The organism is Halomonas sp. LMYGS-3 (assembly GCF_059509875.1).
Window position 1 is genome coordinate 18,754 of record NZ_JCAKFQ010000015.1, and the last position, 23,901, is coordinate 42,654.

A 23,901-nucleotide genomic window follows, 5' to 3' on the forward strand; every position below is an offset into this window, starting at 1 on the left:
ATATTGGAATGTTGGGTTATTAGTAAGTACAGCGGTACCCAGGGAGGGGCATGGCGATGGCGCCCAGGGATTCGCAATTGCAAGAGGACAATAATAATGACGCCCCTGAACGACGAAAAAACAAGGCATTGCCTGGCAAGATTTGTTCTATTCAGTGCTGAGAACGTCACTGTCAGCCTGTCTTGGTGTAATGCCGAGACCCTGCCGATGGGAGAAGCGCGTTCGTCGGCCAGCACGGTGTCCTGCGCGGTATGGAGGGAGTGCGTGTGACGTCAATCGATCACCGAGACCTCGTTGGCGGCATGCTGATGCTGACTGTCGGTGTGTTCATCATCATTTATGTACAACGCTATGACATCGGCACCCTGGCCAATATGGGGCCGGGGTATTTCCCTCTGGTGCTGGGCGTGCTGCTGGCGATCTTCGGCTGCTTGATTGCCATTCCCGCGTTTTTCAGAACAGGAACGCCGATCAGCGTGAACTGGCGCAGTTATCTGCTCGTCGTCGGCAGTCTGCTGTTCTATGCCCTGACGCTGCGTACCCTCGGGCTGCTGCTCAGCACTGGTCTGGCGGTGCTATTGTCTTCGATGGCGTCGCCGGTACTGGCGTTGAAAGGCCGTCTTGTTCTCGTGGTGTGCGTTGTGGGGGTTACCTATGTGGTCTTCATGCTTGGGCTCAATATGAGGTTGCCTCTATGGCCGAGTGTTTTTTGACCGACAAGAGCGAGAGACCGGTGGTTGCCGGTTCTGGGATGTCTGATGGGTAGTCTTGACGCTCTGTTCACCGGATTCGGCGCGGCCATGTCGCTGGATGTCCTGATGTATTGCTTCTTCGGGGTTTTCATCGGGACGTTGATCGGCGTTCTGCCCGGTATTGGTGCCCTGGCCACCATATCGCTACTCCTGCCGGTCTCCTACCATATCCCGCCGGCCGCGGCGATCATCATGTTGGCCGGGGTCTACTACGGTGCTCAGTACGGTGGTTCCACCTCGTCGATCCTGTTGAATCTTCCGGGCACGCCATCCCACGCGGTGACTTGTCTGGATGGACACCCCATGGCCAAGCAGGGCAGGGCGGCAGTGGCTCTGTTCATGACCACCATCGCGTCGTTCGTTGGCTCTATGGTGGGGCTGTTTTGCTTGGCGCTATTCTCACCCGCTGTCGCCGAGATTGGCCTGAATTTCGGTGCACCGGAATACTTTTCTCTGATGCTGTTGGGCTTGGTGGCTGCGTCCACCATGACTTCCGGTTCCGCGGTAAAGGGGCTGAGCATGGTGGTATTGGGGTTGTTTCTCGGCACCATCGGTACGGACGTCAATACGGGTGTACATCGCTTCCATTTTGGCATTCCCGAGCTGTTGGATGGCATCAACTTCATCGCGCTGGCCATGGGGGTCTTTGGCGTGTCTGAAGTGATCAGCAGCTGCAACAGCCGGCCGGACAGCAGGCCGAAGGAGAAGATCTCGTTCGGCAGCATGCTCCCGACATGGTCGGAGGCGAAACGCTCCGTCGGCTCCATCCTTCGTGGCACCGGGGTGGGCGGCTTGTTTGGTGCGCTGCCGGGTACCGGGCCGTCGATTGCCTCCTTCATGGCCTATGCCGTGGAAAAGAAAGTAGCCAAAGACCCCTCCCGGTTCGGCAAGGGGGCGATCGAAGGATTGACGGGGCCTGAAGCAGCGAATAATGCAGCCAGTCAGACCTCCTTCATTCCAACGCTCTCACTTGGTATCCCAGGAGATGCGGTGATGGCGCTCATGCTGACGGCACTGATCATTCACGGCATCCAGCCCGGGCCGATGTTGCTGGTGTTGCAGCCCGAGCTGTTCTGGCTTCTGGTCGCCGGTTTTCTCATTGGCAACATCATGTTGCTTGTGCTGAATGTCCCGCTGATCGGGCTATGGGTGTCGATTCTTCGCATTCCCTACCATGTGCTGTACCCCGCTATTTTAATCTTCATTGCGTTGGGTGTTTACAGCGTGAATAACAGCACGTTCGATATTCTCATGGTAGCTATCATTGGCGCCATCGGCTATGCGATCTGGATCCTTCGTTTCGATGCCACACCGCTACTTCTGGGCTTTGTTCTCGGTCCATTGATAGAGGCGAACCTCCGCAGGGCGTTGCTCATCTCTCGCGGTGATCCGATGACATTCCTGCAACGACCAATCAGTGCGACGATTCTGGTGCTTTGCACGGCCCTTCTCCTCTGGGGCATCTTCAGTGCGCTACGTTCCAGGCGAGTGAAGAATCTCCATGACGCGAAAGCCTGACGACGATGGGGCTGACCGGTTTTGAACAACAGCGAGTAGTTGATTCAGCGCATGAACATCGACCAAGCCATTAACTTGCATGACTTCCGGGTCATGGCCCGGCGCAAACTGCCGAAGATCGCCTTCGATTTCATCGACGGGGGGGCCGACGACGAAGTCTGTCTGAAGCGCAACCGGAGTGCCTTCGAGCAGCATACGCTGGTTCCCCGGTATCTGGCCGGGGTCTGTGAACGGGATCAGTCCACCACGGTGCTAGGCAAGACCTATTCGAGTCCGATCGGCATTTCACCCACCGGGTTGGCGGGCCTGTTTCGCGAAGGTGCTGACGGCATGCTGGCGGCGGCAGCACGGGACGCGAATGTACCGTTCTTGCTATCAAGCGCCAGCAACATTTCCCTGGAAGAAGCGGCGACGATCGCACCGCAGAATCTGTGGTTCCAGATGTACTGCACGTCCGATGACAAGATCAATCGGGATCTGATTCGGCGCGCCGCCGATGCCAATATCGAGGTGCTGGTGATCTCGGTGGATGTGCCAGTGAACTCGAACCGCGAGCGTAACCGGCGAAACGGTTTCACTCGTCCGTTTCGGATGACGCCGGCTATCGTACTCGACGCCCTGGGGCATCCGGCATGGGTGCTGCGCTATCTGCGCTCCGGCGGCATGCCGATGATGAACAATTGGCAGCCTTACGGCCGCCAGGGCGCGAGCGCTGCCGAGATCGCAGATCTGTACGGCAGCCTGACACCGGCGTCCATGACCAATTGGGACACACTGAAATGGATTCGGGATGCCTGGAAGGGGCCACTGGTCATCAAGGGGCTGATGCATCCAGAGGACGTGCGCATGGCGGTCGATCTGGGGGCTCAGGGCGTCATTATTTCCAATCATGGCGGCCGGCAGCTGGACTGCGCACCATCGCCCATCGCGTTACTACCCGAGATCCGCGAGGCCGTCGAGAATCGGCTGGAGATCATGCTGGACAGCGGCGTTCGTCGTGGTTCGGATATCGTGATTGCCCGCTGCCTGGGAGCACGGTTCTGTTTCTTTGGCAGGCCAACGCTGTATGCCGTAGTGGCCGGCGGAAAGCCCGGTGCCGACAAGGCGCTGAAAATCATCCAAAACGAGATCGACCTGATCTTGGGACAGATCGGCTGCACCAGCTTTGATGCGCTTGGTCCGGAATACCTGCGGTAGACGGATTTCGCGGCCCTGCATCGATACTCTCCGCTCGATTCCGGGCGAGGAGACATAAACCGCGTCCCGATCGGGACTTGATGCAAGGAGTACCAGAGATGACTGTCAAATCCAGACTGTTCGGAGCAGCGGTTGGTGCAATGGCTGCGTTGGCGTTGACCGGTGGTGCCATCGCCGATGAGTATCCAAGCCGGACCATCACCATGGTCGTGGCTTATCCCGCAGGCCAGGGGACGGACCTGGCCGCTCGTTTCTATGCCGAGAAGCTGTCTGAGGCACTCGGACAGAATGTTGTGGTAGACAACCGGCCCGGTGCCGGTGGCAATGTCGGCACGGCGTCGGCGTCCCGCGAAGAGGCGGACGGTTACACCATCCTGATGGGGGCCTCCGGAACGCATGCCATGAATCCGGCCATGTTCGAGGATCCTGGCTACGATGCGGCCGACGACTTCGATCCTGTTGCCGCCACCATCGTTATTCCTATGGCGATCTCGGCTCATCCTTCCATCGGCGTCAGCTCCATACCGGAACTGATGGAGTATGCCCAGGCCAATCCGGGTGAGGTGGATGTTGCACTGCCGAGTGTCACGGCCCAACTGGTACTGGAACTGCTGAAAGACGAAGGCGCACCCCTGAATGGCATCAACTACGGCGGTTCCGCCGAAGCCACTGCTGCCGTGCTGGGCAATCAGGTGCCGGTACTGATCGACACCCTGGGCGCTTCACGTCGCCACTTCGAGCGGCTCACACCCATTGCCGTTACATCCCCGAGTGCCGCCTCCTCCCTGCCTGATCTGCCGTCAGTGGCGGAGCAGGGGGTCGATGGATTCAGTGTGACCGCCTGGAACGTACTCTACGTTCTCTCTGACACGCCAGATGAGGTCCGTGAGCGTCTGCGGGACGAAATGCGCACGATCCTGAACGATCCGTCCACTGCTGACGCCATGCGCGACCTGGGGTTCGAACTGGCGCCCTGGATGGAGCGCGAGGAACTGGAAGCGTGGGAGCAGGGTGAGCGGGACCGTTACGGCGAGGTCATCCGTGCCGCTGGTCTCGACGGCCGATAAGTCAAAACATTCCAGGAGTCAGATTGCTATGTCAGTTCAAACGGGAAAAGTGAAACATCGGTTTCTGAAGGACGATTTCGTCGTAGAAGTCGATGAGCGTATTGATCTGCTGCTGCAGGACAGCGATGCCATGGAGGAACTCCGGAAGCTGTGGCAACAATCACCGGTCATGGTGTTCAGGCGACAGTGCATGCAAGAGAGTGAGCAGGTAAGATTCTCGGGGTTCTTCGGTCATTGCGAAAGCGCCAACCGCAAGGATATCCAGTCGCCATACTTCGAGGAAATCATTTACTTCAGCACCCTGCGCTATGCCGATGGTAGCTTCATCGGTGGTTTTGCCGGCGGCGAGGATGTCGACTGGCACTCGGACCAGACCTTCAAGGAGAGGCCGGCCACGGGTGCCCTGCTCTATGGCGTGGAAGTGCCCAAGGATGGCGGCGATATCTACTGGGCGAACCAGTACGCCGCCTGGGAGGCTTTGCCGGATGACATCAAGGAAAAGATCGACGGCAGGATGGGCGTGTACAAGTACGAGAAGCGTCTTGCCATTCTCAATCCGCTGGAACTTCAGGACAAGAGTAGCGAGCAGGTCAAGGCCATGACCAGCCTGCCGGACGCCCATCACCCGGTGGTGCTGACGCATCCGATTACCGGCAGAAAGGCGTTATATGCCGACCCTACTACGCTGGTGGCCATCGACGGGCTGAGCGAGATAGAGAATGAACGTCTTCTTCCCATCCTCTTCGAGATCGGCGGCCGGGAGGACTTCGTCTATCGACACAAGTGCTCCAACGGCGATGTGATCATGTGGGACAACGGCTGCACCATGCACCGCCGCGACGAAATGCGCCTCGATCAACCGAGGCTCATGAAGCGTACGACGTTCCGTCTTCCCAGCGATGCTTACTGCTCGCCGCACTAGGGCCATCAAGACTGCCGTGGCCCGCTACGCTAGGTCAGGGCAGTCGACTACCGCCTTTCCAGGCGGTTCAACCTCAACGAGAAGAGGAGAAGCGGCGTGCTGCGATCGAAAGTGTATCTGCGCGTAAACCGCGTTGATGACGCCGTCTGCGACAGGGCCCGTGCCGTCACGGTGTCCGACCTGCATGAGGCCCTGTATTTGACCGGTGACTCCGGACTCATGTCCAGCGCCATGCGTCCGCGGCAGGAGGGAGCGAGAATCGCTGGCCCCGCGGTCACGGCCTACTGCTCGCCAGGCGACAACCTGATGATGCATCGTGCCCTGTACCTGGCACAGCCCGGCGATGTGCTGGTGGTAGTCTGCGCCGCACCGACCTCGGGCGCACAGTGGGGCGATGTGGCAACACGGTACGCGCTGAAGAAAGGGCTGGCCGGGGTCGTGGTCCACGGCAGTGTACGGGATACGGACACGGTCCGGACCCTCGGCTTTCCGGTGTGGTCCACGCATGTCAGTTCGATTCATCCGGACAAGCGTGGGCACGGTTCGGTCAATGCGCCCATCGTGTGCGATGGCGTGACCGTGAACCCGGGGGATCTCATTGTCGCCGACGGAGATGGCGTTCTACGTGTGCCGAAGCAATGTGCCGACGAGGTGGTGGACCTTGCCATCGCCCGTATGCACAAGGAGGACGAAGCCAGCGCGGCAATTGCCGACGGCACCTCCGTTTGGGAGTTGAGCGGGGCGGCGGCTAGCTATGCGGGAATGACCATCAACGAACTCGACATGGCCTTTGATGATGGGCCCTCCGAGGGGGGAGCCACTGAAGACAGGATGCGCTAGCCATGAAAACCATGCAGCCGGTGGCCAGGGAGCTTGTCAAGGGCGCCGACGTGTTGGCTCATGGCCTGGTGGCACTGGGTGTGACCACGGTGTTCTGCTACCCGGGCGGTGCAAACCTCGAGATCCTGGACGCCCTGTCCCGTGTGGACATTCGACTGATTCGCACTGAGCACGAACAAGGTGCCGTTTTCGCTGCCCAGGGTTACGCGCGATCCAGTGGCCGTCTTGGCGTATGCCTGGCCACGTCTGGCCCGGGCGCGACCAACCTGGTGACGGGGATCGCCGATGCCAATAGCGATTCCATCCCGATTCTGGCCATTACGGGAAACGTCGCGACGACCTGGCTGGGGCGTAATGCCTTCCAGGAAGTGAATATCGTCTCGGTCGTCACGCCCATTACGAAACAGGCAATTCAGGTCGGGGCCGTGGAGGAGGTGGCCGCTGCCTTGTCCCAGGCGTGCCGAACGGCGCTTGAGGGGCGCCCCGGCCCGGTACTGCTGGACATTCCGAAGGATGTCCAGCAGGCGGTACTGCCGGCCATGCCGGCGCTGGCCGGTCTCGATATGTCGCGCCATACAACGTTCTCCAACACGACAACGGGGTCCTCCAACACGACGACGGGCTTGTCTGCCGAACAGGCCGAGACACTCCGTGACCTGTTACGATCCAGCAAGCGTCCCGTGATCTACGCGGGCGGTGGCGTTATCAGCTCGGACACCGGCGCCTTACTGGTCAAGCTGGCGGAGCGACTGGCATGTCCTGTCGCACTGACGATCATGGGGCTGGGCGCCATGCCGGCGAACCATTCCCTCATGCTTGGGCCGCTGGGCATGCATGGGGCTCAGATGGCCAATGTGGCGGTGAATGAAGCCGATCTCGTACTGGCTCTGGGGGTTCGTTTCGATGACCGGGTCATCGGCGATCCCGAGGCGTTCGCCCATGCTGCCCGTATCGTTCACATCGATGTAGACGCCAACGAGATCGGTAAGAACAAGCCTGTGTACATGGGCATCACCGCAGATCTTCGGTATGCACTCTGGCAACTGCTCGAGATTGCTGTGCCGCTTGACACCAGCGAGTGGCAAGGCTATCTGAAGCAGGTTGGCCATCGGCATCCGCTGGACCCGAAAACGGAAGAGGGTGTCATGACGGGCGCGTCGGCCATTGCCTGTCTGGCCGGTCATCTGACAGCCGACGCTATTGTCACTACTGGTGTGGGCCAGCATCAGATGTGGGCCATGCAACACTGCCGGGTATCAACGCCGCGCGGTTTTCTGTCAAGCTCCGGGTTCGGCACCATGGGATTCGGGTTGCCAGCCGCCATTGGCGCGAAGGTGGCGTCGCCGGGTTCCACCGTCATCGATATCGATGGCGATGGCAGCCTCAATATGGTGATCAATGAGCTTTCCACCTGCCGGCGCAATGGCATCGGTGTGAAGATATTCGTGGTCAACAATCAGTGGCTGGGCATGGTTCGCCAGTGGCAGGACATGATCTATACAAGCAACCGGGTCGTGTCGGCTACGGCGGACACGCTGTTCGAGGCCGAAATCGGCAGGGAGAGTGCGCCTTACCCGGATTTTCTCGCAATAGCGGGAGGATATGGGGTTGCTGCGGAGCGGATAGTGGACAAGGCGTCCTTGCCCGCCGCCATCGAGCGCATGCTGGCAGATCCCACAGCACCTTATTTACTGGACGTGATCGTAGAGCGGGAAAGCGATGTTTTCCCGATGATTCCTGCCGGCCGCAGTTATCGCGAGGTGATCTTCTCCCGGGGAGAAGGCAGCATCGACGATTCGTGAATGCCACGGGCCATGTCAGAGCGCCGTCATGCGATCGCCATGATGTTTCAGGACGTTCCGATAGCGCTCGAGATTGCGTGTCACGCGTTCCATCGGGCCGGCGATTGCCAGGCCCAGTGTCTCACCGTAGACCTGGCGAGCGATGGCAATGGCCATGACGTCTTCTACGTTCTCGCCACGTGTGATGAAGTCCCCCCGCTTGCGGCTTTCCACGATGTCATCGAGCAATTGGTGGCGATCGGTGAGCGTTCGGCCTGTCGCTGCGGTGAGCGGGAGGCGGTCGAGCAGCGCCTGCAGGCGCTTGTCGGATTCCTGTCCCAGCATGGCCTTGCCGATGGCACTCGAGTGAAGGGGTTTGGCATCGCCCGGGCGGGCGGCGTAGCGCACGGTGTGGGTTCCCTCGATGATCTCCAGGTACACCACGCCATCGCCTTGACGTTTGCCGAGAATGACGGTCTCTCCGAGTTCGTCGCGGAGTGCATGCAGGACGGGGGAGACGCTTTCCAGCAGCGGATCGTGGGCGGCGATGGCCTGGGCGATCTGCAGCAGACGTTTGGTGGGGTAAACCCGCTTTTTCTGTTCCAGCACGTAGACGTAGCCCAGGGCCTGGAGGGTCTTGATCAAGGCATGGCAACTGCTGATGGGTGCATCGATACGCTTGGCCAGGTCCGTCAGAGGCAGCGGGGTCTGGTCTTCGGCAAACGTCTCGAAAAGACGCAGAGTGCGCGCCGCTGTCTTCACGCTCTCGGCCTTGCCGCGCTCCGGACTGTCGCCGGCTGAGCTGGGAGTTCGCTTCATCACCTGTCCTCTCTTCGCATTGCGGGCATGGCCCGAGAGCTTACATGAGACATGGCCGATTGCCAGACCGTCGTCAGGGGAGCGATCGGCGGCGGCGTCGGATGTGTCGCCTGGCTTGACCAAAGTATAAGATATTTCGGCTTTATGAAAAGTGTTACACAGGGATGAAAAAATGCTAGCGTTGGGCTATTAATAACAACACCGTCCGGAAGCAAGCGTCGTGAATCGCTATCCGGAGGTCACGACAGCCAGGGAAGGTCACCACCGCCGGTGGGCATGCCATCGTAAGGACTCGCACATGCCATAGAGGACAACAACAATGCCAGCCACAACCAACGGCACAGCCAGAAACTATCTGAATGCCTTCACCCTGGGCACGGCGGGGATCATTGCGGCGAGCCTGCTGCCGCTCACCGCCGAGGCCCAGGCCAGACTCGCCATGGGGGCGACCCACAGCGGATCGGCCTTCTACTCCTACCAGGTCGCCGTGGTCTCGGACTGGAACGACACTGTCGATGGTGTCGGGATGAGCGTCCAGGAACTGGGTGGGGCCGCTGCCTCGACCCAGGCTTTGCTGCGCGGCGAAGTGGACATGGGGATCGCGGTGACGTCCTCGGACCATCAAGCCGTCCAGGGCGAGGGGGATTACGGCTCCCCGGCGGAGAACCTGCGCACGCTGTACTTCTTCGCGCCGCTGCCGCTGAACTGGGTCGTGGCGGCCGAATCCGAAATCACTGACCTCGAGGACCTGGCCGGGCGCGATTTCAATCCCGGAGGGCGCGGCACCGCCACGGAAGGGCAGACAGAAACCGCGCTGGAGATCCTCGGCATCCAACCCGACTACTATCGTGCCGGGGGCAGCGATGCGCTGGATGCCTACCAGAACCGACGTCTCGATGCCTTCGTCAAGGCCGGTCTGCATCCCGATGGCTATATCCAGCAGGCCCATTCGTCGCGGCCGGTGCGCCTGTTGTCGATGACCCCGGACCAGGCGCAACAGGTGGCCGACGCCCGGCCGTACTTCAGCGTCGGCGAGGTCGACCCCGCTGACTTCTATGGCGAGCAGCAAAGCCCCTTGACCACCATCCAGACCGGGATCGGTATCAACACCACCGATGATCTCGCCGAGGAGGTCGCCTACGGGATCGTGGCGCGCGCCTTTTCCGAGGAGGGGGTCCAGGCGGCGGCCGACGGCTATGCGCCCGCCGCCCAGGTCGACCCGCTGCAACTGACCCTCAACGCCAGCGTAGCCCCTCTGCATGCCGGGGTGGTGCGTTACCTGAAGGAACAGGGGCACGAGGTTCCCGAGCGACTGGTGCCGCCGGAATACAGCGAGTGATGGCGTCCGGCAGGGCAGAAAGCGCGTGCCAACCATGACATTCCAAGTCGTCACGGCGAGCGGGGCCGCGGCAGGGCCACCGCTCGCTGCCAAGGTCCGGGGACCTCGGGGGCCTAGCCTATGAGTTCTGATGAACGCGTCACCCACCTGCGCCACTTCAGCGGTGTGGTTGGCTGTCTGATCGGTGTCCTCGCCCTGGCGTGGATCCTTTTCCATATCGTCACCGCCGGCGTGGGGACGCTGCCCAACTATCAGCAACGCGCCGTCCACCTGGGCGGTGCCCTGTTCTTCGTGTTTCTGCTGTACCAGGGGCACACGCGCTTTCCCCGTTTGCAACTCGTGCTGATCGACCTGCCGTGCGCGTTCGCCTGTCTGGTGCTGCTGGGATATGTCTTCGTCAATTACGACGCCATCGTGATGAGCAACTGGTACATCAACGAGGCGGTGGAGAAGGCGTTTGGTGTCGCGCTGTTCGTGCTGTTGCTGGAAGCCGTGCGCCGCACCCTGGGCTGGCTGTTCGTCGGTCTGATCCTGTTCTTCTGCGTCTATGCCTATTTCGGTCCGTACATGCCGGGGCCGCTGGCTCATCGCGGCCTGTCGTTGGAGCGGATGATCTACGTCTTCTACATGGGCAACAACGGCATTCTCGGCACGCTGATGGGCATTTCGGCGACCGTGGTGACCCTGTTCCTGATCCTGGGGGCATTGCTCAACGCCAGCGGGGCCGGCGACACCTTCATCCGCATCGCCATGCGGCTCGGGGGGCACATCCGCGGTGGCGCGGGTATCGTCGCCGTGATCGGTAGCGCCTTCATGGGCATGGTGAACGGCAGCACGGTGGCCAACGTGACCAGCACCGGGGTGTTGACCATCCCGCTGATGCGCCGGCTGGGGTTCGATCGCAATCTCGCGGGCTCCATCGAGGCAGTCGCCTCGACAGGCGGGCAGATCATGCCGCCGATCATGGGGCCAGGTGCCTTCCTGATGGCGGAGCTGCTGGGTATCGCCTACCTGGATGTGGTCAAGGCCGCGCTCGTGCCCTCGGTGCTGTTCTTCACCGCGCTGTTGCTGGGCGTCTATCTGATGGCGCGGCGTTATCGGCTGGAGGCATTGCCCGCGGAGCTGATTCCGTCGCGGCGGGAGGCATTCGAGCCCGTGGCCATGGCCAGCCTGCTGGTGCCGATCGGCGTTCTGCTGTTCTTCATCCTGCAGCGTTACACCATCCAGACGGCGGTGTTCTGGTCGCTGGTCTCCATCAGCGGGATGATGGTCGCGGGCGCGCTGTTTCGCCGCCAGCCAGTCGAGACCGCGGCCAGCGAGCGAGCGCGGCGGGTGGCGGGCCTCGAGGCCGACGAGACACCTCGGACACAGCAGGCAGCCGTCAGCACCGCGGGCCAGCGTCTCGCCGGTGTGGCCGTGTCGACCTATCGCGGGTTGTACACTGCCGCGGTGAGCGTGGTGTACATCGCCATGATCATCGCCGCCGCCCAGATCATGGTCTCGATCATCAACCTGACCGGGCTGGGCGTGACGCTGTCGCAGGTGATCCTGTCCATCGGCGGGGATTACCTGTTCATCTCGCTGGCGCTCACCATGGTACTGGCGATCATCCTGGGGATGGGGATGCCGACACCGGCGGCCTACGCCGTGGCGGCCGCGGTGCTGGCGCCACCGCTGCTGAACCTGGGGTTCGATCGCTTGCCGTCGCATCTCTTCCTGTACTTCTTCGCCAGCGTGTCGGCTATCACTCCGCCGGTCGCGGCGGGGATCTTTGCCGCCATCGCCATCAGCGGCGGCACTTTCTTCGGCACGGCCCGCTATGCGCTGATCCTGGCCTGTAGCCTGTACCTCCTGCCGTTCCTGTTCATCCTGAACCCGGAACTCACCCTCGCTGGCAATCCCCTGGCCATCCTGGTCGCGGTGCTGAGCGCCCTGGTGGGCATCGGCTTCCTGTCGGTGGCGGCCATCGGACATCTTTGGGGTGGCATGGGGCCAGTGTCCCGGCTACTGGTGGGGGGAGGCGCCATCGTCATGGTCGCCCCGGGCCTTTGGGTGGACATGATCGGGGCGATGTGCATCCTGGTGGGACTGGCCTTGCACCGGTTCCGAGCCGTGACAGCCCTTCACCGATCGGGAAAAGGGCACGATGAGCATGCCGGCTAATCCGTTTCTCGAACTTCCCGGCGCCCGGCTGGTGCGCTGGGCCCACGGGTAGTGCGCATGACAGACAGCCCGGGCCCATGCGCGAGGCCTGACGCCTCTTGCTGGGTCGCGTTCCTCCCAGGTCACGATGACGCGGCTGCTCAACGGCCTGGACGAGTCGACCTGTGCCCGCTGCGGGACATCCAGCTTACAGCTTACCGCTCTTGATCCTCGTCGAGCTCCTCGGCGGCGTCGGCGTGGGACAGGCGCAGGCCCTGGGGCGGCAACGGCAGGCCGTCGAAGGTGGCGCCCTCGGCGGCGAGCTGCAGGCGCCCCTCCAGGAACCACTTCACGGCGATGGGGTAGATCAGGTGTTCGCGGGCGTGCACCTTCTGCTTGAGGCTCTCTTCGGTCTCGTCGTCGGCGACGGCCACGGCGGCCTGGATCGCCACCGGCCCGCCGTCGAGCTCCTCGGTAACGAAGTGCACGCTGCAGCCGTGCTCGGACACGCCGTCGGCCAGTGCCTTGGCGTGGGTATTCAGGCCCCGATAGGCGGGCAGCAGCGAGGGGTGGATGTTGAGCATGCGCCCCAGGAAGCGCTGCACGAGGCGCGGCGTGAGGATGCGCATGAACCCCGCCAGCACGATCAGGTCGGGCTCGTGACGTTCGATCACCTTGATCAGGGCGCCGTCGTAGGCATCGCGGCTCTCGTACTCGCGATGCGGCAGGACCACGGCGTCGATGCCGGCCTCCCGCGCCCGGGTGAGCCCGTAGGCGTCGGGCTCGTTGGAGATCACCGCGACGATCTCGCCGCCCAGTCGGTCGTGGGTCTGCTCGTCGATCAGCGCCTGCAGGTTGCTGCCGTTGCCGGAGATCAGCACCACCACCCGGCGCGCCTCGCTCGGCTCCGGGGTGAAGTCCCGCAGGGTATCGCTCTGGTAGCCGGGCTCGCTCATGCCTTGAGGTTCTCCAGTTGCACCGGCGCCTCGTCGCCGTGGCGAGCGGTGATCTCGCCGATGCGGTGCACGGTCTCGCCCTGGGCCTGCAGGTGGGCGCGGGCCTGGTCGGCCTGGTCGGCGGGGACCACGATCACCATGCCGATGCCGCAGTTGAGCACGCGGTGCATCTCCTGCTCGTCGACGTTGCCTTGCCGCTGCAGCCAGTCGAATACCGCCGGGCGGTCCCAGCTCGAGACGTCGATGCGCGCGGCGAGGCCCTCGGGCAGGACCCGGGGAACGTTCTCCAGCAGGCCGCCGCCGGTGATATGGGACAGCGCATGGACGGGCACGCCGCTCTCCCTGATCAGCGACAGCAGCGGCTTGACGTAGATGCGGGTGGGGGCCAACAGGGCATCACCGAGCGGCTGGCCGTCGATGGCGGTGTCCAGGTCGGCCCGGCTGACCTCGAGGATCTTGCGGATCAGCGAGTAGCCGTTGGAGTGCGGGCCGGAGGAGGCGATGCCGAGCAGCACGTCCCCCTCGGCGACCCGGCTGCCGTCGAGGATCTCGGATTTTTCCACCACGCCGACGCAGAAGCCGGCCAGATCGTAGTCGCTGCCCTCGTACATGCCGGGCATCTCGGCGGTCTCGCCGCCGACCAGGGCGCAGCCGGCCTGGGCGCACCCCTCGCCGATGCCGGTGACCACGTCGGCGGCGATGTCCACGTCGAGTCTGCCCGTGGCATAGTAGTCGAGGAAGAACAGCGGCTCGGCGCCGGCCACCACCAGGTCGTTGACGCACATCGCCACCAGGTCGATGCCGATGGTGTCGTGGCGGCCGAGGTCCATGGCCAGGCGTAACTTGGTGCCCACTCCGTCGGTGCCGGAGACCAGCACCGGCTCGCGATAGCCGGCCGGCAACTGGCACAGGGCGCCGAAGCCGCCCAGCCCACCCATCACCTCGGGGCGGGTGGTGCGCTTGGCTACGCCCTTGATGCGATCGACCAGGGCATTGCCGGCATCGATGTCGACGCCGGCATCCTTGTAGCTGAGCGAGGGGCGGGAAGTGGAATCGGTCATGACCTGTCCTGTGTAAGAATGGCTGTCGGTGCGTCGCCGGCGGTCACCGGCCGACGGGCAGTGGGCAAGATCGGGGCGTGAATTGTAGCATCATGATGCCGGGCTGGCAGCCGTCGGCTTGCCTGCATCGCCGGGGTCAGGCATCCGACACAGGGAGGAAACGATGCGCAGAGAATGGTGGATCCTGATCGGGGCGGTCGCGCTGATATGGCTGCTGTTTCGCCTCGAGGCGATGCTGATGCCGTTCTTCGCCGGCATGATTCTCGCCTACCTGGGCGACCCCCTGGCCAACCGGCTGGAGCGGTGGGGGCTGTCGCGCCCGCTGGCGGTGTGTGGCGTCTTCCTGGTCCTGACGGTGGTCCTGGCGGTGGGGCTGCTGGTGCTGATCCCGCTGCTCGCCCAGCAGTTCCGGCAGTTCGGCCAGATGATTCCCGGTATCTTCGGCTGGATCGAGTCGGTACTGGCGCCCCAGCTCCTGGCCTGGACCGGCCTCGACGTGACCGCCGAGATCGGCAATGTCCAGGAGACCCTCGCCGAGCACTGGCAGGATGCCGGTGGCTACCTGGCCCAGTTCCTGGGACAGGTCGGGCGTTCCGGCATGGCCTTCGTCACCTGGGTCACCTATGTGGCGCTGATCCCGGTGGTGACCTTCTATCTGCTGCTCGACTGGAACCGGCTGATCCCCAGCATCCGTGACCTGTTCCCCCGCGACTGGGAGGCCGATGCGGTACGCCTGGCCCGGCGCTGCGACGAGGTGCTCGCCGCCTTCCTGCGCGGTCAACTGCTGGTGATGCTCTGTCTCGGGATCATCTATGCCGTCGGCTTGTCGCTGATGGGCCTGCGTTTCGGTGTGTTGATCGGCCTGGTCGCGGGGCTGGCGAGCATCGTGCCGTTCCTGGGCTTCATCGTCGGCATCAGCGTGGCGCTGATCGTGGCCTTCTTCCAGTTCGGCGGCTGGCTGGCCCTGCTCGGCGTGGTGGTGGTGTTCTCCATCGGCCAGGTCATCGAGAGCACCGTCCTGCAGCCCAAGCTGCTGGGCGACCGGATCGGGCTGCACCCGGTGGCGGTGATCTTCGCCGTGCTCGCCGGCGGCAACCTGTTCGGCTTCACCGGGGTGCTGCTGGCGCTGCCGGCGGCGGCGGTGATCATGGTACTCTTGCGGGAACTCAACGATCGCTACAAGCACAGTACCTTGTACGATACCAGGCAACGCCGCACCGACGACGAGGAGTCGACATGAGCCGAGCACCCGCGCAGCTGCCGTTGGGCGTTGGGCTGCGTGACGACGCCACCTTCGCCAACTTTCTTGCCGGCGACAACGCCTCCCTGGTCGATCACCTCGTCCATCAGCTCGACGACGGCGGCGAACCCTTCCTGTTCCTGTGGGGCAAGCCCGGCGTGGGGCGCAGTCACCTGCTGCAGGCGGCGTGCCATGCGGCGTCCGACCGGGACCGGCGGGCCCTCTACCTGCCGCTGGAGGAGCTGGGACACTTCCCGCCGCTGATGCTCGAGGAGATCGAGCGGCTCGACCTGGTGGTCATCGACGACCTGGAGCGGGTGGTCGGGCGCAAGCGCTGGGAGGAGGCACTGTTCCACGCCTTCAACCGGCTGCGGGATGGCGGTAAGCGGCTGGTGATCGCGGCCGAGGCATCCCCGCGGCAGCTCCCCGTACGGCTCCCCGACCTGGCCTCGCGGCTGACCTGGGGCGTGACCTTCCAGGTACAGGGGCTGGATGACGAGCAGCGCCTGGCGGCCCTGACGCTGCGTGCCCGGGTCCGTGGCATGCAACTGCCCGATGAGGTCGCGCGCTATATCCTGCATCGCGGGCCGCGACGCCTGGGCGAGCTGTTCGAGGCCCTGGAGGCGCTGGATCGCGCCTCGCTGTCCGCCCAGCGCAAGCTGACCATTCCCTTCGTCAAGCAGGCGCTGGGCTGGTAGGCGCTGGGCTGGTAGGCGGCTAGCCGCTGCAGAGCTGCTCGGTGCTGAAGCGGAAGGAGTTCAGCACGTCGTCCTGGGTGAAGCCGTGGTCGGTCAGGGTCTGTTCCCAGGCATTGGTACGCTTGTAGGCCACCAGCGCCTCGTTGACCGCATCGCGGAGTTCCTCGGCATCGGGGCCGAAGGCGAAGCCGCCCCAGCTGCGCACCGCCTCGCCGCCGATCACCGGGTCGACGAAGTCGAGGACCACTTCCACGTCATTGTCGGCTCGCTCCAGGGCGGTGACCGTCAGGCCGGTGGCCGCGTAGGCGTCGACCTCGCCGCCGGTGATCGCCCCGATGGCATCCTCGTTGCGCTCGATGGCGACGATCCGGTCGGCGGGCACGTCCAGCGCCGTCAGGATCTCGCGCTGATCGGCGCCGGCCATGACGGCGACCCGGATGTCGTCGCGCTGGGCGAAGTCGGTGTAGGAATTGATCGCCATGGGGTTGGTGGCCCTGACCAGCAGGCCTTCACCATAGGTGGTGTTCGGCTCGGAGTAGAGGACCAGCTCGCAGCGCTCCGGGAAGATGGCCATCTCCGCTGCTGCCATGTCGAAGCGCCCCTCGCGCAGGCCGGGAATCAGGTCATCGAAGGTCGTCTCGAGCCACTCGATCGACTCGATGTCCAGTTCGTCCATCAGGTGCAGGGCCACTTCGGGTCCGGCCCCACGGGGCTCGCCATTCTCGTCGAGATAGCCGTAGGGTTCCTCATTGGCCACGGCGATGCGAATGCCGCGTTCCCGGATCTCCTCCAGGCTGGCGGCGCTGGCCGGGGCACCGGTCAGACCGAGCAGTAGTGCCGTGATGGCCAGTCGCATCGGCCAGCCGTGTCTGCTGTCGTTGCGCATGGGCAAACGTCCCTCCGTGGGTGATGGCCCCCGAGCATCGTCGCAAGCCTGGTGAACCTTAGGCATCAACATAGGAGACGGGGGCGGCCCACGCCAGGCGTCGCCTCAGCGGCTGAGGTTCACTTCCAGTCGCTGGCCGTTGCCCAGCGACACCTGGCGGATGATGATCCGCCGCTCGCCACTGGCCGGGTCCACCACACTGCCCGACACATAGAACTCGCCGGCCGGCATCCCATTCACCGTGAAGCGCCCCTGGCCGTCGGTGCGCGTGGTATGGGTGTACTCCCGGGCCCGGGGGTCGGCAGGTTCCACGGCACGGCCGGCGAGAGCCTGTTCGGCGGCTTCGGCGGAGTAGGTGGTCACCGGTGCCACCGCGATGGTCTCGTTGGCGCCGGGAATGCCGTTGAGGCTCAGGCGACCGCTGATGACCCCGCTGCCGGCCTTCTGCAGGGCCGCGTATTCCGCTTCGGGAAACGCCACCCGGCGGGCCACGCGTCCCGGCGTGGGTCGCTCCACCCGGGGCTCGCGCTCGATCTCCCTGTCGATCACCTCGATACGGTCGGTCGGCGCCGGCGCCGGCGCAGGGGGCATGATTTCGCAGCCGGCCAGCAGTGCGGCCAGCAGCATGGCAAGAATCCAGCGTCTCATGGTCTTTCTCCCGGTGAACGATCCTCCGGACCGGCATCCGGTCCTGAGCAGGAGAGCTTAACGCAAAAGGGCCGCCGATCGATGATCGGCGGCCCTTCGGGAGAGTGCTGGCCGGTGCGGAACCGGCCTGGCTCTGCCCGAGGCTTACTTGGTGGCCTTGGTGGCGGTCGCCTGGGCCTGCTTGACGTTCTCTTCGGTCAGCTTCTGGCTCTGCTGCACGAAGTCCTGCTGCAGGGAGACCACTTTCTCGGCGTCGCCCTTGAAGCGCTCGGTCAGGTCCTTGGCGACCTTTTGCTGGCCTTCCATGTAGGCGCGCAGACCTTCGGCATCCTTGACGTCCAACAGGCTGCGCAGCTGCGCCAGGCCGGTGTCGGTGTAGGCCTTGCCGGCGTCGAGCTGAGCATTGACCAGCTTCTCGGCGTAGTCGACGGTGAGCGACGCGTAGGCGCGTGCCGGAGCGAAGAACAGGGACTCGAACTGCTTGGTATCGAAGTTTTGCATCGTGAAACCCTCCAGGGCTCTGTGAAGTGTCGGGAAGTCACGCGGGGTGCCGCTTTGCCTTCCTGTTGCAGCGCACAATAGCAGAGTGCTTTGTGCAGTGCAACATGAATCTTCCTGCGGGTCTTCGCCACGGGGATCAAGGGTCGCAGAGCCGGCTGCGGGCACCGTCGCGGTCGACCTCATGGCCGGAGGGCAGTGGTGCCTGCGGGTCCAGCAACCAGGCGGCAACGTCCGCATGGGTCGCGGCATCGCCGCTGTAGCGGGTCAGCATGTGGAAGCCATCGGGGTAGAGTACCAGCCGGTGGGCCGGGGCATCGGGCAGGCGTCCGAGCAGCCGGCAGATCGGCTCGGGGGGAATCACCTCGTCCTGCTCGCCGTAGAGCAGCAGGGCCGGCGGCGGCAGGCGTGCGCCGGCCCGGTTGGCGGCGTCCATCAGCCGGCTCAGGCCATGGAGGGTGTCGACGCGTGCGCGTCGCTGGATCAGCGGGTCGTCGAGCATGGCGCGTATCACCTCCGGGTCGTCGGTGGGGCGGATGCCCAGGCGGCGCGTGACTCGGGAAGAGAAGCTCAGGCCGGGGAAGAGGTTCGCGGCGACGCGCAGGCCGAGCCGCTGGTACCAGGGCATGGTCTCGAGTCCCCACACCGCCGGCGAGATCAGTACGGTACCGTTCACCTCGGCGGGTGGGTCGTTGGCGAGGGCGAGCAGGGCCACGGCCCCGCCCATGCTCTTGCCGACCAGGTAGAGGGGGGTGTCGGGGTAGCGCTGGCGCAGCAGGCGGGCGACCAGGCGGGCGTCGTCTACCAGGCGCTGCTCCCCATGCCAGAGACCGCGGCCGCGGGTGGTGCCGAAGCCGCGCTGGTCGAAGGCATGCACGGCAATGCCGCGGGGCCGCAGCGCCTGTGCCAGGGGGGCGAAGCTGCCGGCATGGTCATTGAACCCGTGCAGCGCCAGGATCACGACCTCGGGATCCCCCGGCGGCAGCCAGCGGCGCATCGGCAGCTGGTAGCCATCCTCGGCGATCACCCGGCCATCGCGTAGTTCGGCGATGACCGGGTCCGGAGGATCGGCCGGGGCCGGGGCGGCGCCGCTGGCGGCACAGCCGGCAAGCCAGAAGACGGCGAGTAACGGCAGCCGCCCCACGGCCCGGGTCCAGCGAGATAGGCGGCCTGTCATGCCCGATTCCCTCCTGGCGTTGCTCACCTCGACCGACCATAGCGGAGTGCGGGTGGAATTGGCGAGAGCCGCCTTGCAAGCGGGGAGCGGCGGCACCATGGTGAGAGGGAGATTCCCTGCATCGGCCGGCGACAAGGAGAAGGCCATGAGCGACCATCGCATCGAGCGTGACAGCATGGGCGAGCTCGAGGTGCCCGCAGAGGCCCTCTACGGTGCCCAGACCCAGCGTGCGGTCAACAACTTCCCGGTCTCCGGCCAACCCATGCCGACGGCCTTCATCCATGCCATTGCCCGCATCAAGCTGGCCGCGGCACGGGTCAACCGAGGCCTTGGCCTGCTCGACCCCGAGCGGGCCGAGGCGATCGCTGCCGCCGCCGAATCGGTGATCGCCGGCGAGCACGATGACCAGTTCCCGGTGGACGTCTTTCAGACCGGCTCGGGCACCTCGAGCAACATGAACGTCAACGAGGTGATCGCCCGTCTGGCCAGCCGCGATGGCCTGGCGGTGGGCCCCAACGATCACGTCAACATGGGACAGTCGAGCAACGACGTCATTCCCACCGCCATCCACCTCTCGGCGGCGCTGGAGGTGCAGTCGCGACTGCGGCCGGCGCTGGTGCACCTGCGCCAGACCATCGAGGTCCGTGCCTGTGAGCTCGATCACGTGGTCAAGACCGGCAGGACGCACCTGATGGACGCCATGCCGCTGCGCATGAGCCAGGAACTGGGCGGCTGGTCGAGCCAGGTGGGGCAGGCCATCGAGCGTCTCGACAGCGCCATGGTGCGCCTCTGTCGGCTGGCCCAGGGCGGCACCGCGGTGGGCTCCGGCATCAATGCGCACCCCGAGTTCGCGGTGCGCATGGCCCGGGACCTGAGCCAGCAGACCGGGCTGGCGCTCGCCCCGAACGACAGCTTCTTCGCCGGCCTGGCCTCCCAGGATGCCGCCGTGGAACTCTCGGGCCAGCTCCGCGGGCTCGCCTGTGTGGTGATGAAGATCGCCAACGACCTGCGCTGGATGAACTCCGGCCCGCTGGCGGGGCTCGGCGAGATCGAACTCGAGGCCCTGCAGCCGGGCAGCTCGATCATGCCGGGCAAGGTCAACCCGGTGATTCCCGAGTCTGCGGCCCAGGCCGCGGCCCAGGTGATCGGCCTCGATACGGCGGTGGCGGTGGCCGGCCAGAGCGGCAATTTCCAGCTCAATGTCATGCTGCCGCTGGTCGCCAACAACCTGCTGACCGCCATCACCCTGATGGCGAACACCGCCTGGTTGCTGGCCGATCGCGCCATCGCCACCTTCAAGGTGCGCGAGGAGAACCTGCGGCGACCGCTGTCGCGCAACCCGATCCTGGTGACGGCACTCAACTCGGTGATCGGCTACGACGCCGCGGCGGCCATCGCCAAGCGGGCCTACCAGGCCGGACGGCCGATCATCGAGGTGGCCGAGGAGGAGACCGACCTCTCCCGCGAGGAACTCGAGCGCCTGCTCGACCCCGTGGCCCTGACCCGGGGCGGGATTCCCGAGTAGCCAGGCGCCTGGTTCCTCGTGTGTACCGACTGGCCGTCACGACGCCCGGAGGGGGCCACCTTCGACGAAAGCATGACGGCCGTCACTCTGCCCGGGACTCATACTCAGGACAACGGAGTATCCCCGAACGAGTTTCGGGAGGGGGTATGACATGACGAGTCACAGCAAAGTAGTGCGCTTTGCCGCTCGACATTACGTCGAGTGCCTGTCATGCCGGTCGAGTCCCTTCTGTTTCACCGGACGCTTGCCGATCGACGAGGTCCCCGAACTCGGCGATATCATTCGTCGCCTGGCGACGCTTTACAAGGGCGATCTCCTCATCCCGCAAGGCTCGCCCTTCACCAGCCTCTTCATGGTGCGTTCCGGCAGTCTCAAGCAGGTCACCACGACCGCCAGCGACGAATACCTGGTCACGGCGTTCTTCCTGCCGGGAGAGCTGATCGGCCTCGATGCCCTCGGCGAAGGCCGCTACCCGGGCGATGTCGTGTCACTGGAGACCGCCACGGTCTGTGAATTGCCGTTCGCGGAGTTCTCCGAGCTCGGCACCCGTGTGCCCGAGTTGCGCCGGCGGTTCCTGTGTTACCTGAGCCAGGAAATGGGGAGCGAGCGGTTGTGGATGCGCCTGCTGCTGCGCAGGACCGCCGAGGTACGGCTGGCGCACTTCCTCGTCGCCATGTCCGAGCACTTCCGGCTTCGTGGCTATTCGCCCCACCGCTTCCGGTTGGCGATGTCGCGCGGCGATATCGCCAACTACCTGGGGCTGACGTTGGAAACCGTCAGCCGTACCCTGGTGCGTTATCGCGAGCAGGGGTTACTCGCCACTCATGGCCAGGAGTTCCATCTCCTCGACATGCCCCGGCTGGAGCGCCTGGCCGAGACGAGTGGGCGGCGCAGCAGCGAGGGGTGATCGCTGCCGGTTCGGCTGCTAGGACTGCGCCAGCCTCTCGCCGAGGACGCGACATTCGGCGCGTTTCTGGGCAACGCAAGCGAGCAGTGGCCGATACAGCTCCGGCGTGGCATTGGTTTCCAGCAGCCATTCGAAGAACCGGCGCGAGGCTTCGGCGCCCGCCAGGGTCTGTTCGAGCGCCTGCCTCTCCAGGGCGGCATCGACGCTGAAGAGGCGCTGCCGCTTGTCCTGCGGCGACGCCTCGGCGTCGTCGCTGACGAGGCAGGCGGAAAGTCCCAGGGCCCTGGCCGCGTCCTGCAGGGTCTCGAGTCGCTGTTCGCACTCCCTGCCCAGTTCGGCCATCAGACGACTCGCTTCGGGGGCGGTGGGCCGGAGCCTGCGCGCGAGACCCCGATAGCGGTGCCTCTCCTTCGTCTCATGGGCACTGGCCAGTGCGAGCTGTTCCTGGGGCAGGAGGGTGAGGGGGATCAAGGTGTTCATGGGGTGTCATACCTCCGGGGAAGACTCGCATGGCGATGCAGCGAGGTGCTGGGCGTTGGCCGACTGTCAGAGTAGTGAGCGGACGGCGGTAACGGCCATGACAGGTATCAACTCCCGCGACGAATGCCCGGAACTCCCCCGGTGCCAGTGGAAAGCCCGGCACCGAGTGACAGTTGTCAAGAATCGTGCCGAATGATGCACCGTGGATGCGTAATTTCAGGCATGGTGTCAGGGCTCGGCGAGCGGGAGCGGCGCGGCCTCGTGTCGCCGATCACGCCAACGACCCTTCTGGAGATGACGTAATCACCGACATGAGCTGCTTGCGCCTGCCCCTGGGGCTACCCCTGGATGAGATCCCCGAACTTCACGATACCGAGACATTCACGCTGCTGAGGAAGGACGAAGCGCTCTTCGAGCAGGGCGACCCGTTCACCGGGCTGTTCCTGGTGCGCTCCGGGAGCCTCAAGCAGGTGTCGACGATCCACGGCGGGGACCCCCTGGTCATGGCCTACGCGATGCCGGGGGACCTGGTGGGGCTCGATGCCATGGGTCAGGATGTCTACCCCGGGACGGCCCTGGCGCTGGAGACCCTGACGGTGAGCGTGCTGTCCCGGGAGCGGATGGGCGAGCTCGGCATACGGCTGCCGGAGCTGCGGCAGCAGGTGTGTCGCAACCTGAGCCAGGAGATGCACAACGAGCGGCTGATGCTCAGATCATTGTTGCACCGGACCGCCGGCGGGCGCCTGGCGTATTTCTTCGTCGCCATATCGGCGCGCTTCCGGCGTCGCGGCTACTCGCCGACGCAGTTCCGCCTGGCACTGTCGCGCAGCGACATCGGCAGCTACCTGGGCCTGACGGTGGAGACCGTCAGCCGCACCCTGGCGCGCTTCCAGCAGCAGGAGCTGCTCAAGGCCAGCGGGCGCGACTTCCACATTCTCGATCTCGATCGGCTCATCCGGCTGGCCGAGTCGAGCGGGCGGCGGGGAAGCGGGTAGCGACGGTCTCCCGGCAGAAGGTGGTGGGACCCGGTGGCGCTCAGCGCCGTGGCGGGTTGCCCGAAGGATCGCCATCAGGCCGCCATCAGGCGCCGATGCATCTCGACGTGTTCGGCCAGCCGTTGGGTCTGGCCAGGGTCGAGGCGCAGCCCGAGCTTGGTGCGGCGCCAGAGGATGTCGTCGGGGCTGCGCGCCCACTCGTGGTCGATCTGGTAGTCCACCTCGGCACTCGTCAACCCCGCGCCGAACGCCTCACCCAACTCGCTCTCGTCACGCACGCCCTCGAGGAAGCGCAGGCAGAGGCTGCCGTAGCTGCGGGCGAAGCGCCGCGCCCTGGCCTCGCCAAGGAAGGGGTAGTCGGCCAGCAGTCGGACGGCGAAGTCCGCCTGGTCGCCGATGTCACCGCCGGGCAGGCAAGCCGTGGCGGTCCAGGGGCCCGCCATCCCGGGGAGG

Annotated in this window: 23 protein-coding genes; 14 read left to right on the plus strand and 9 right to left on the minus strand. The window is 64.6% G+C overall.

Annotation, left to right across the window (positions count from 1 at the left end):
* The first annotated feature begins 266 nt into the window (after positions 1 to 266).
* From AC5W54_RS14295 to ilvB, 7 genes are all read left to right on the plus strand, one after another.
* Positions 267 to 713 (plus strand): tripartite tricarboxylate transporter TctB family protein, encoded by a 447-nt coding sequence (locus AC5W54_RS14295; protein ID WP_495962754.1) that lies wholly within the window; start codon positions 267 to 269, stop codon positions 711 to 713.
* A 45-nt stretch (positions 714 to 758) separates the two neighbouring features.
* Positions 759 to 2,270, plus strand: coding sequence for a tripartite tricarboxylate transporter permease (locus tag AC5W54_RS14300; RefSeq protein ID WP_495962755.1), 1,512 nt, complete (start codon positions 759 to 761; stop codon positions 2,268 to 2,270).
* Positions 2,271 to 2,321: 51 nt separating this feature from the next.
* Complete coding sequence (locus AC5W54_RS14305) at positions 2,322 to 3,467, plus strand: alpha-hydroxy acid oxidase (protein WP_495962756.1); 1,146 nt, start codon at positions 2,322 to 2,324, stop codon at positions 3,465 to 3,467.
* A 98-nt stretch (positions 3,468 to 3,565) separates the two neighbouring features.
* Complete coding sequence (locus AC5W54_RS14310) at positions 3,566 to 4,534, plus strand: Bug family tripartite tricarboxylate transporter substrate binding protein (protein ID WP_495962757.1); 969 nt, start codon at positions 3,566 to 3,568, stop codon at positions 4,532 to 4,534.
* 28 nt (positions 4,535 to 4,562) lie between these two features.
* The gene (locus AC5W54_RS14315) at positions 4,563 to 5,456 is read left to right on the plus strand and encodes a TauD/TfdA dioxygenase family protein (RefSeq protein WP_495962758.1); all 894 of its coding nucleotides are present in this window, start codon (positions 4,563 to 4,565) and stop codon (positions 5,454 to 5,456) included.
* A gap of 96 nt (positions 5,457 to 5,552) precedes the next feature.
* Positions 5,553 to 6,296, plus strand: a complete 744-nt coding sequence (locus AC5W54_RS14320) for a 4-carboxy-4-hydroxy-2-oxoadipate aldolase/oxaloacetate decarboxylase (protein WP_495962759.1) — start codon at positions 5,553 to 5,555, stop codon at positions 6,294 to 6,296.
* A 2-nt stretch (positions 6,297 to 6,298) separates the two neighbouring features.
* Positions 6,299 to 8,098 carry a biosynthetic-type acetolactate synthase large subunit gene (gene ilvB, locus AC5W54_RS14325; protein WP_495962760.1) on the plus strand — a complete coding sequence of 600 codons (1,800 nt, stop codon included), beginning with the start codon at positions 6,299 to 6,301 and terminating at the stop codon, positions 8,096 to 8,098.
* A gap of 15 nt (positions 8,099 to 8,113) precedes the next feature.
* Here the strand turns inward: ilvB and AC5W54_RS14330 are convergent, their stop codons facing one another.
* On the minus strand, positions 8,114 to 8,896 hold the full coding sequence (locus AC5W54_RS14330; protein WP_495962761.1) for an IclR family transcriptional regulator: 783 nt from the start codon (positions 8,894 to 8,896) through the stop codon (positions 8,114 to 8,116).
* Between the two features lie 319 nt (positions 8,897 to 9,215).
* Here AC5W54_RS14330 and AC5W54_RS14335 point away from each other — a divergent pair, with 319 nt between their 5' ends.
* The gene (locus AC5W54_RS14335; protein WP_495962762.1) at positions 9,216 to 10,235 is read left to right on the plus strand and encodes a TAXI family TRAP transporter solute-binding subunit; all 1,020 of its coding nucleotides are present in this window, start codon (positions 9,216 to 9,218) and stop codon (positions 10,233 to 10,235) included.
* A gap of 120 nt (positions 10,236 to 10,355) precedes the next feature.
* Positions 10,356 to 12,398, plus strand: a complete 2,043-nt coding sequence (locus AC5W54_RS14340) for a TRAP transporter permease (RefSeq protein WP_495962763.1) — start codon at positions 10,356 to 10,358, stop codon at positions 12,396 to 12,398.
* A 194-nt stretch (positions 12,399 to 12,592) separates the two neighbouring features.
* Here AC5W54_RS14340 and purN read toward each other — a convergent pair whose 3' ends face one another.
* Entirely contained in the window at positions 12,593 to 13,333 is a 741-nt protein-coding gene (gene purN / locus AC5W54_RS14345; RefSeq protein WP_495962764.1) for a phosphoribosylglycinamide formyltransferase, read from the minus strand.
* Complete coding sequence (gene purM / locus AC5W54_RS14350) at positions 13,330 to 14,394, minus strand: phosphoribosylformylglycinamidine cyclo-ligase (protein WP_495962765.1); 1,065 nt, start codon at positions 14,392 to 14,394, stop codon at positions 13,330 to 13,332. The genes purN and purM overlap by 4 nt, the downstream gene beginning before the upstream one ends.
* A 163-nt stretch (positions 14,395 to 14,557) precedes the next feature.
* On the opposite strand from purM, the gene AC5W54_RS14355 reads away from it, so the two are divergent.
* Positions 14,558 to 15,634: an AI-2E family transporter gene (locus AC5W54_RS14355; RefSeq protein WP_495962766.1), complete on the plus strand. Its 1,077-nt coding sequence runs from the start codon at positions 14,558 to 14,560 to the stop codon at positions 15,632 to 15,634.
* A complete protein-coding gene (gene hda / locus AC5W54_RS14360; protein ID WP_495962767.1) occupies positions 15,631 to 16,332 on the plus strand; it encodes a DnaA regulatory inactivator Hda in 702 nt (233 codons plus the stop codon). Before AC5W54_RS14355 ends, hda begins: the two co-directional genes overlap by 4 nt.
* 19 nt (positions 16,333 to 16,351) lie before the next feature.
* On the opposite strand, the gene ehuB is transcribed toward hda, so the two are convergent.
* The 4 genes from ehuB to AC5W54_RS14380 form a co-directional block, all read right to left on the minus strand.
* Positions 16,352 to 17,218: an ectoine/hydroxyectoine ABC transporter substrate-binding protein EhuB gene (ehuB, locus tag AC5W54_RS14365; RefSeq protein ID WP_495962768.1), complete on the minus strand. Its 867-nt coding sequence runs from the start codon at positions 17,216 to 17,218 to the stop codon at positions 16,352 to 16,354.
* Positions 17,219 to 17,323: 105 nt separating this feature from the next.
* Positions 17,324 to 17,866 (minus strand): hypothetical protein, encoded by a 543-nt coding sequence (locus tag AC5W54_RS14370; protein WP_495962769.1) that lies wholly within the window; start codon positions 17,864 to 17,866, stop codon positions 17,324 to 17,326.
* Between the two features lie 144 nt (positions 17,867 to 18,010).
* A complete protein-coding gene (locus AC5W54_RS14375; RefSeq protein ID WP_495962770.1) occupies positions 18,011 to 18,367 on the minus strand; it encodes a phasin family protein in 357 nt (118 codons plus the stop codon).
* Between the two features lie 136 nt (positions 18,368 to 18,503).
* The gene (locus tag AC5W54_RS14380; RefSeq protein WP_495962771.1) at positions 18,504 to 19,541 is read right to left on the minus strand and encodes an alpha/beta hydrolase; all 1,038 of its coding nucleotides are present in this window, start codon (positions 19,539 to 19,541) and stop codon (positions 18,504 to 18,506) included.
* A gap of 145 nt (positions 19,542 to 19,686) precedes the next feature.
* On the opposite strand from AC5W54_RS14380, the gene AC5W54_RS14385 reads away from it, so the two are divergent.
* Both AC5W54_RS14385 and AC5W54_RS14390 read left to right on the plus strand, forming a co-directional pair.
* Positions 19,687 to 21,066, plus strand: coding sequence for a class II fumarate hydratase (locus AC5W54_RS14385; protein ID WP_495962772.1), 1,380 nt, complete (start codon positions 19,687 to 19,689; stop codon positions 21,064 to 21,066).
* Positions 21,067 to 21,217: 151 nt separating this feature from the next.
* Positions 21,218 to 21,973, plus strand: coding sequence for a helix-turn-helix domain-containing protein (locus AC5W54_RS14390; protein ID WP_495962773.1), 756 nt, complete (start codon positions 21,218 to 21,220; stop codon positions 21,971 to 21,973).
* A gap of 18 nt (positions 21,974 to 21,991) precedes the next feature.
* Here the strand turns inward: AC5W54_RS14390 and AC5W54_RS14395 are convergent, their stop codons facing one another.
* Positions 21,992 to 22,453, minus strand: a complete 462-nt coding sequence (locus AC5W54_RS14395; RefSeq protein WP_495962774.1) for a hypothetical protein — start codon at positions 22,451 to 22,453, stop codon at positions 21,992 to 21,994.
* A 311-nt stretch (positions 22,454 to 22,764) separates the two neighbouring features.
* Between AC5W54_RS14395 and AC5W54_RS14400 the strand changes: the two genes are divergently transcribed.
* Positions 22,765 to 23,448 (plus strand): helix-turn-helix domain-containing protein, encoded by a 684-nt coding sequence (locus tag AC5W54_RS14400; RefSeq protein WP_495962775.1) that lies wholly within the window; start codon positions 22,765 to 22,767, stop codon positions 23,446 to 23,448.
* Between the two features lie 74 nt (positions 23,449 to 23,522).
* On the opposite strand, the gene AC5W54_RS14405 is transcribed toward AC5W54_RS14400, so the two are convergent.
* On the minus strand, positions 23,523 to 23,891 hold the full coding sequence (locus AC5W54_RS14405; RefSeq protein WP_495962776.1) for a glycerol-3-phosphate dehydrogenase C-terminal domain-containing protein: 369 nt from the start codon (positions 23,889 to 23,891) through the stop codon (positions 23,523 to 23,525).
* Positions 23,892 to 23,901 lie beyond the last annotated feature (10 nt).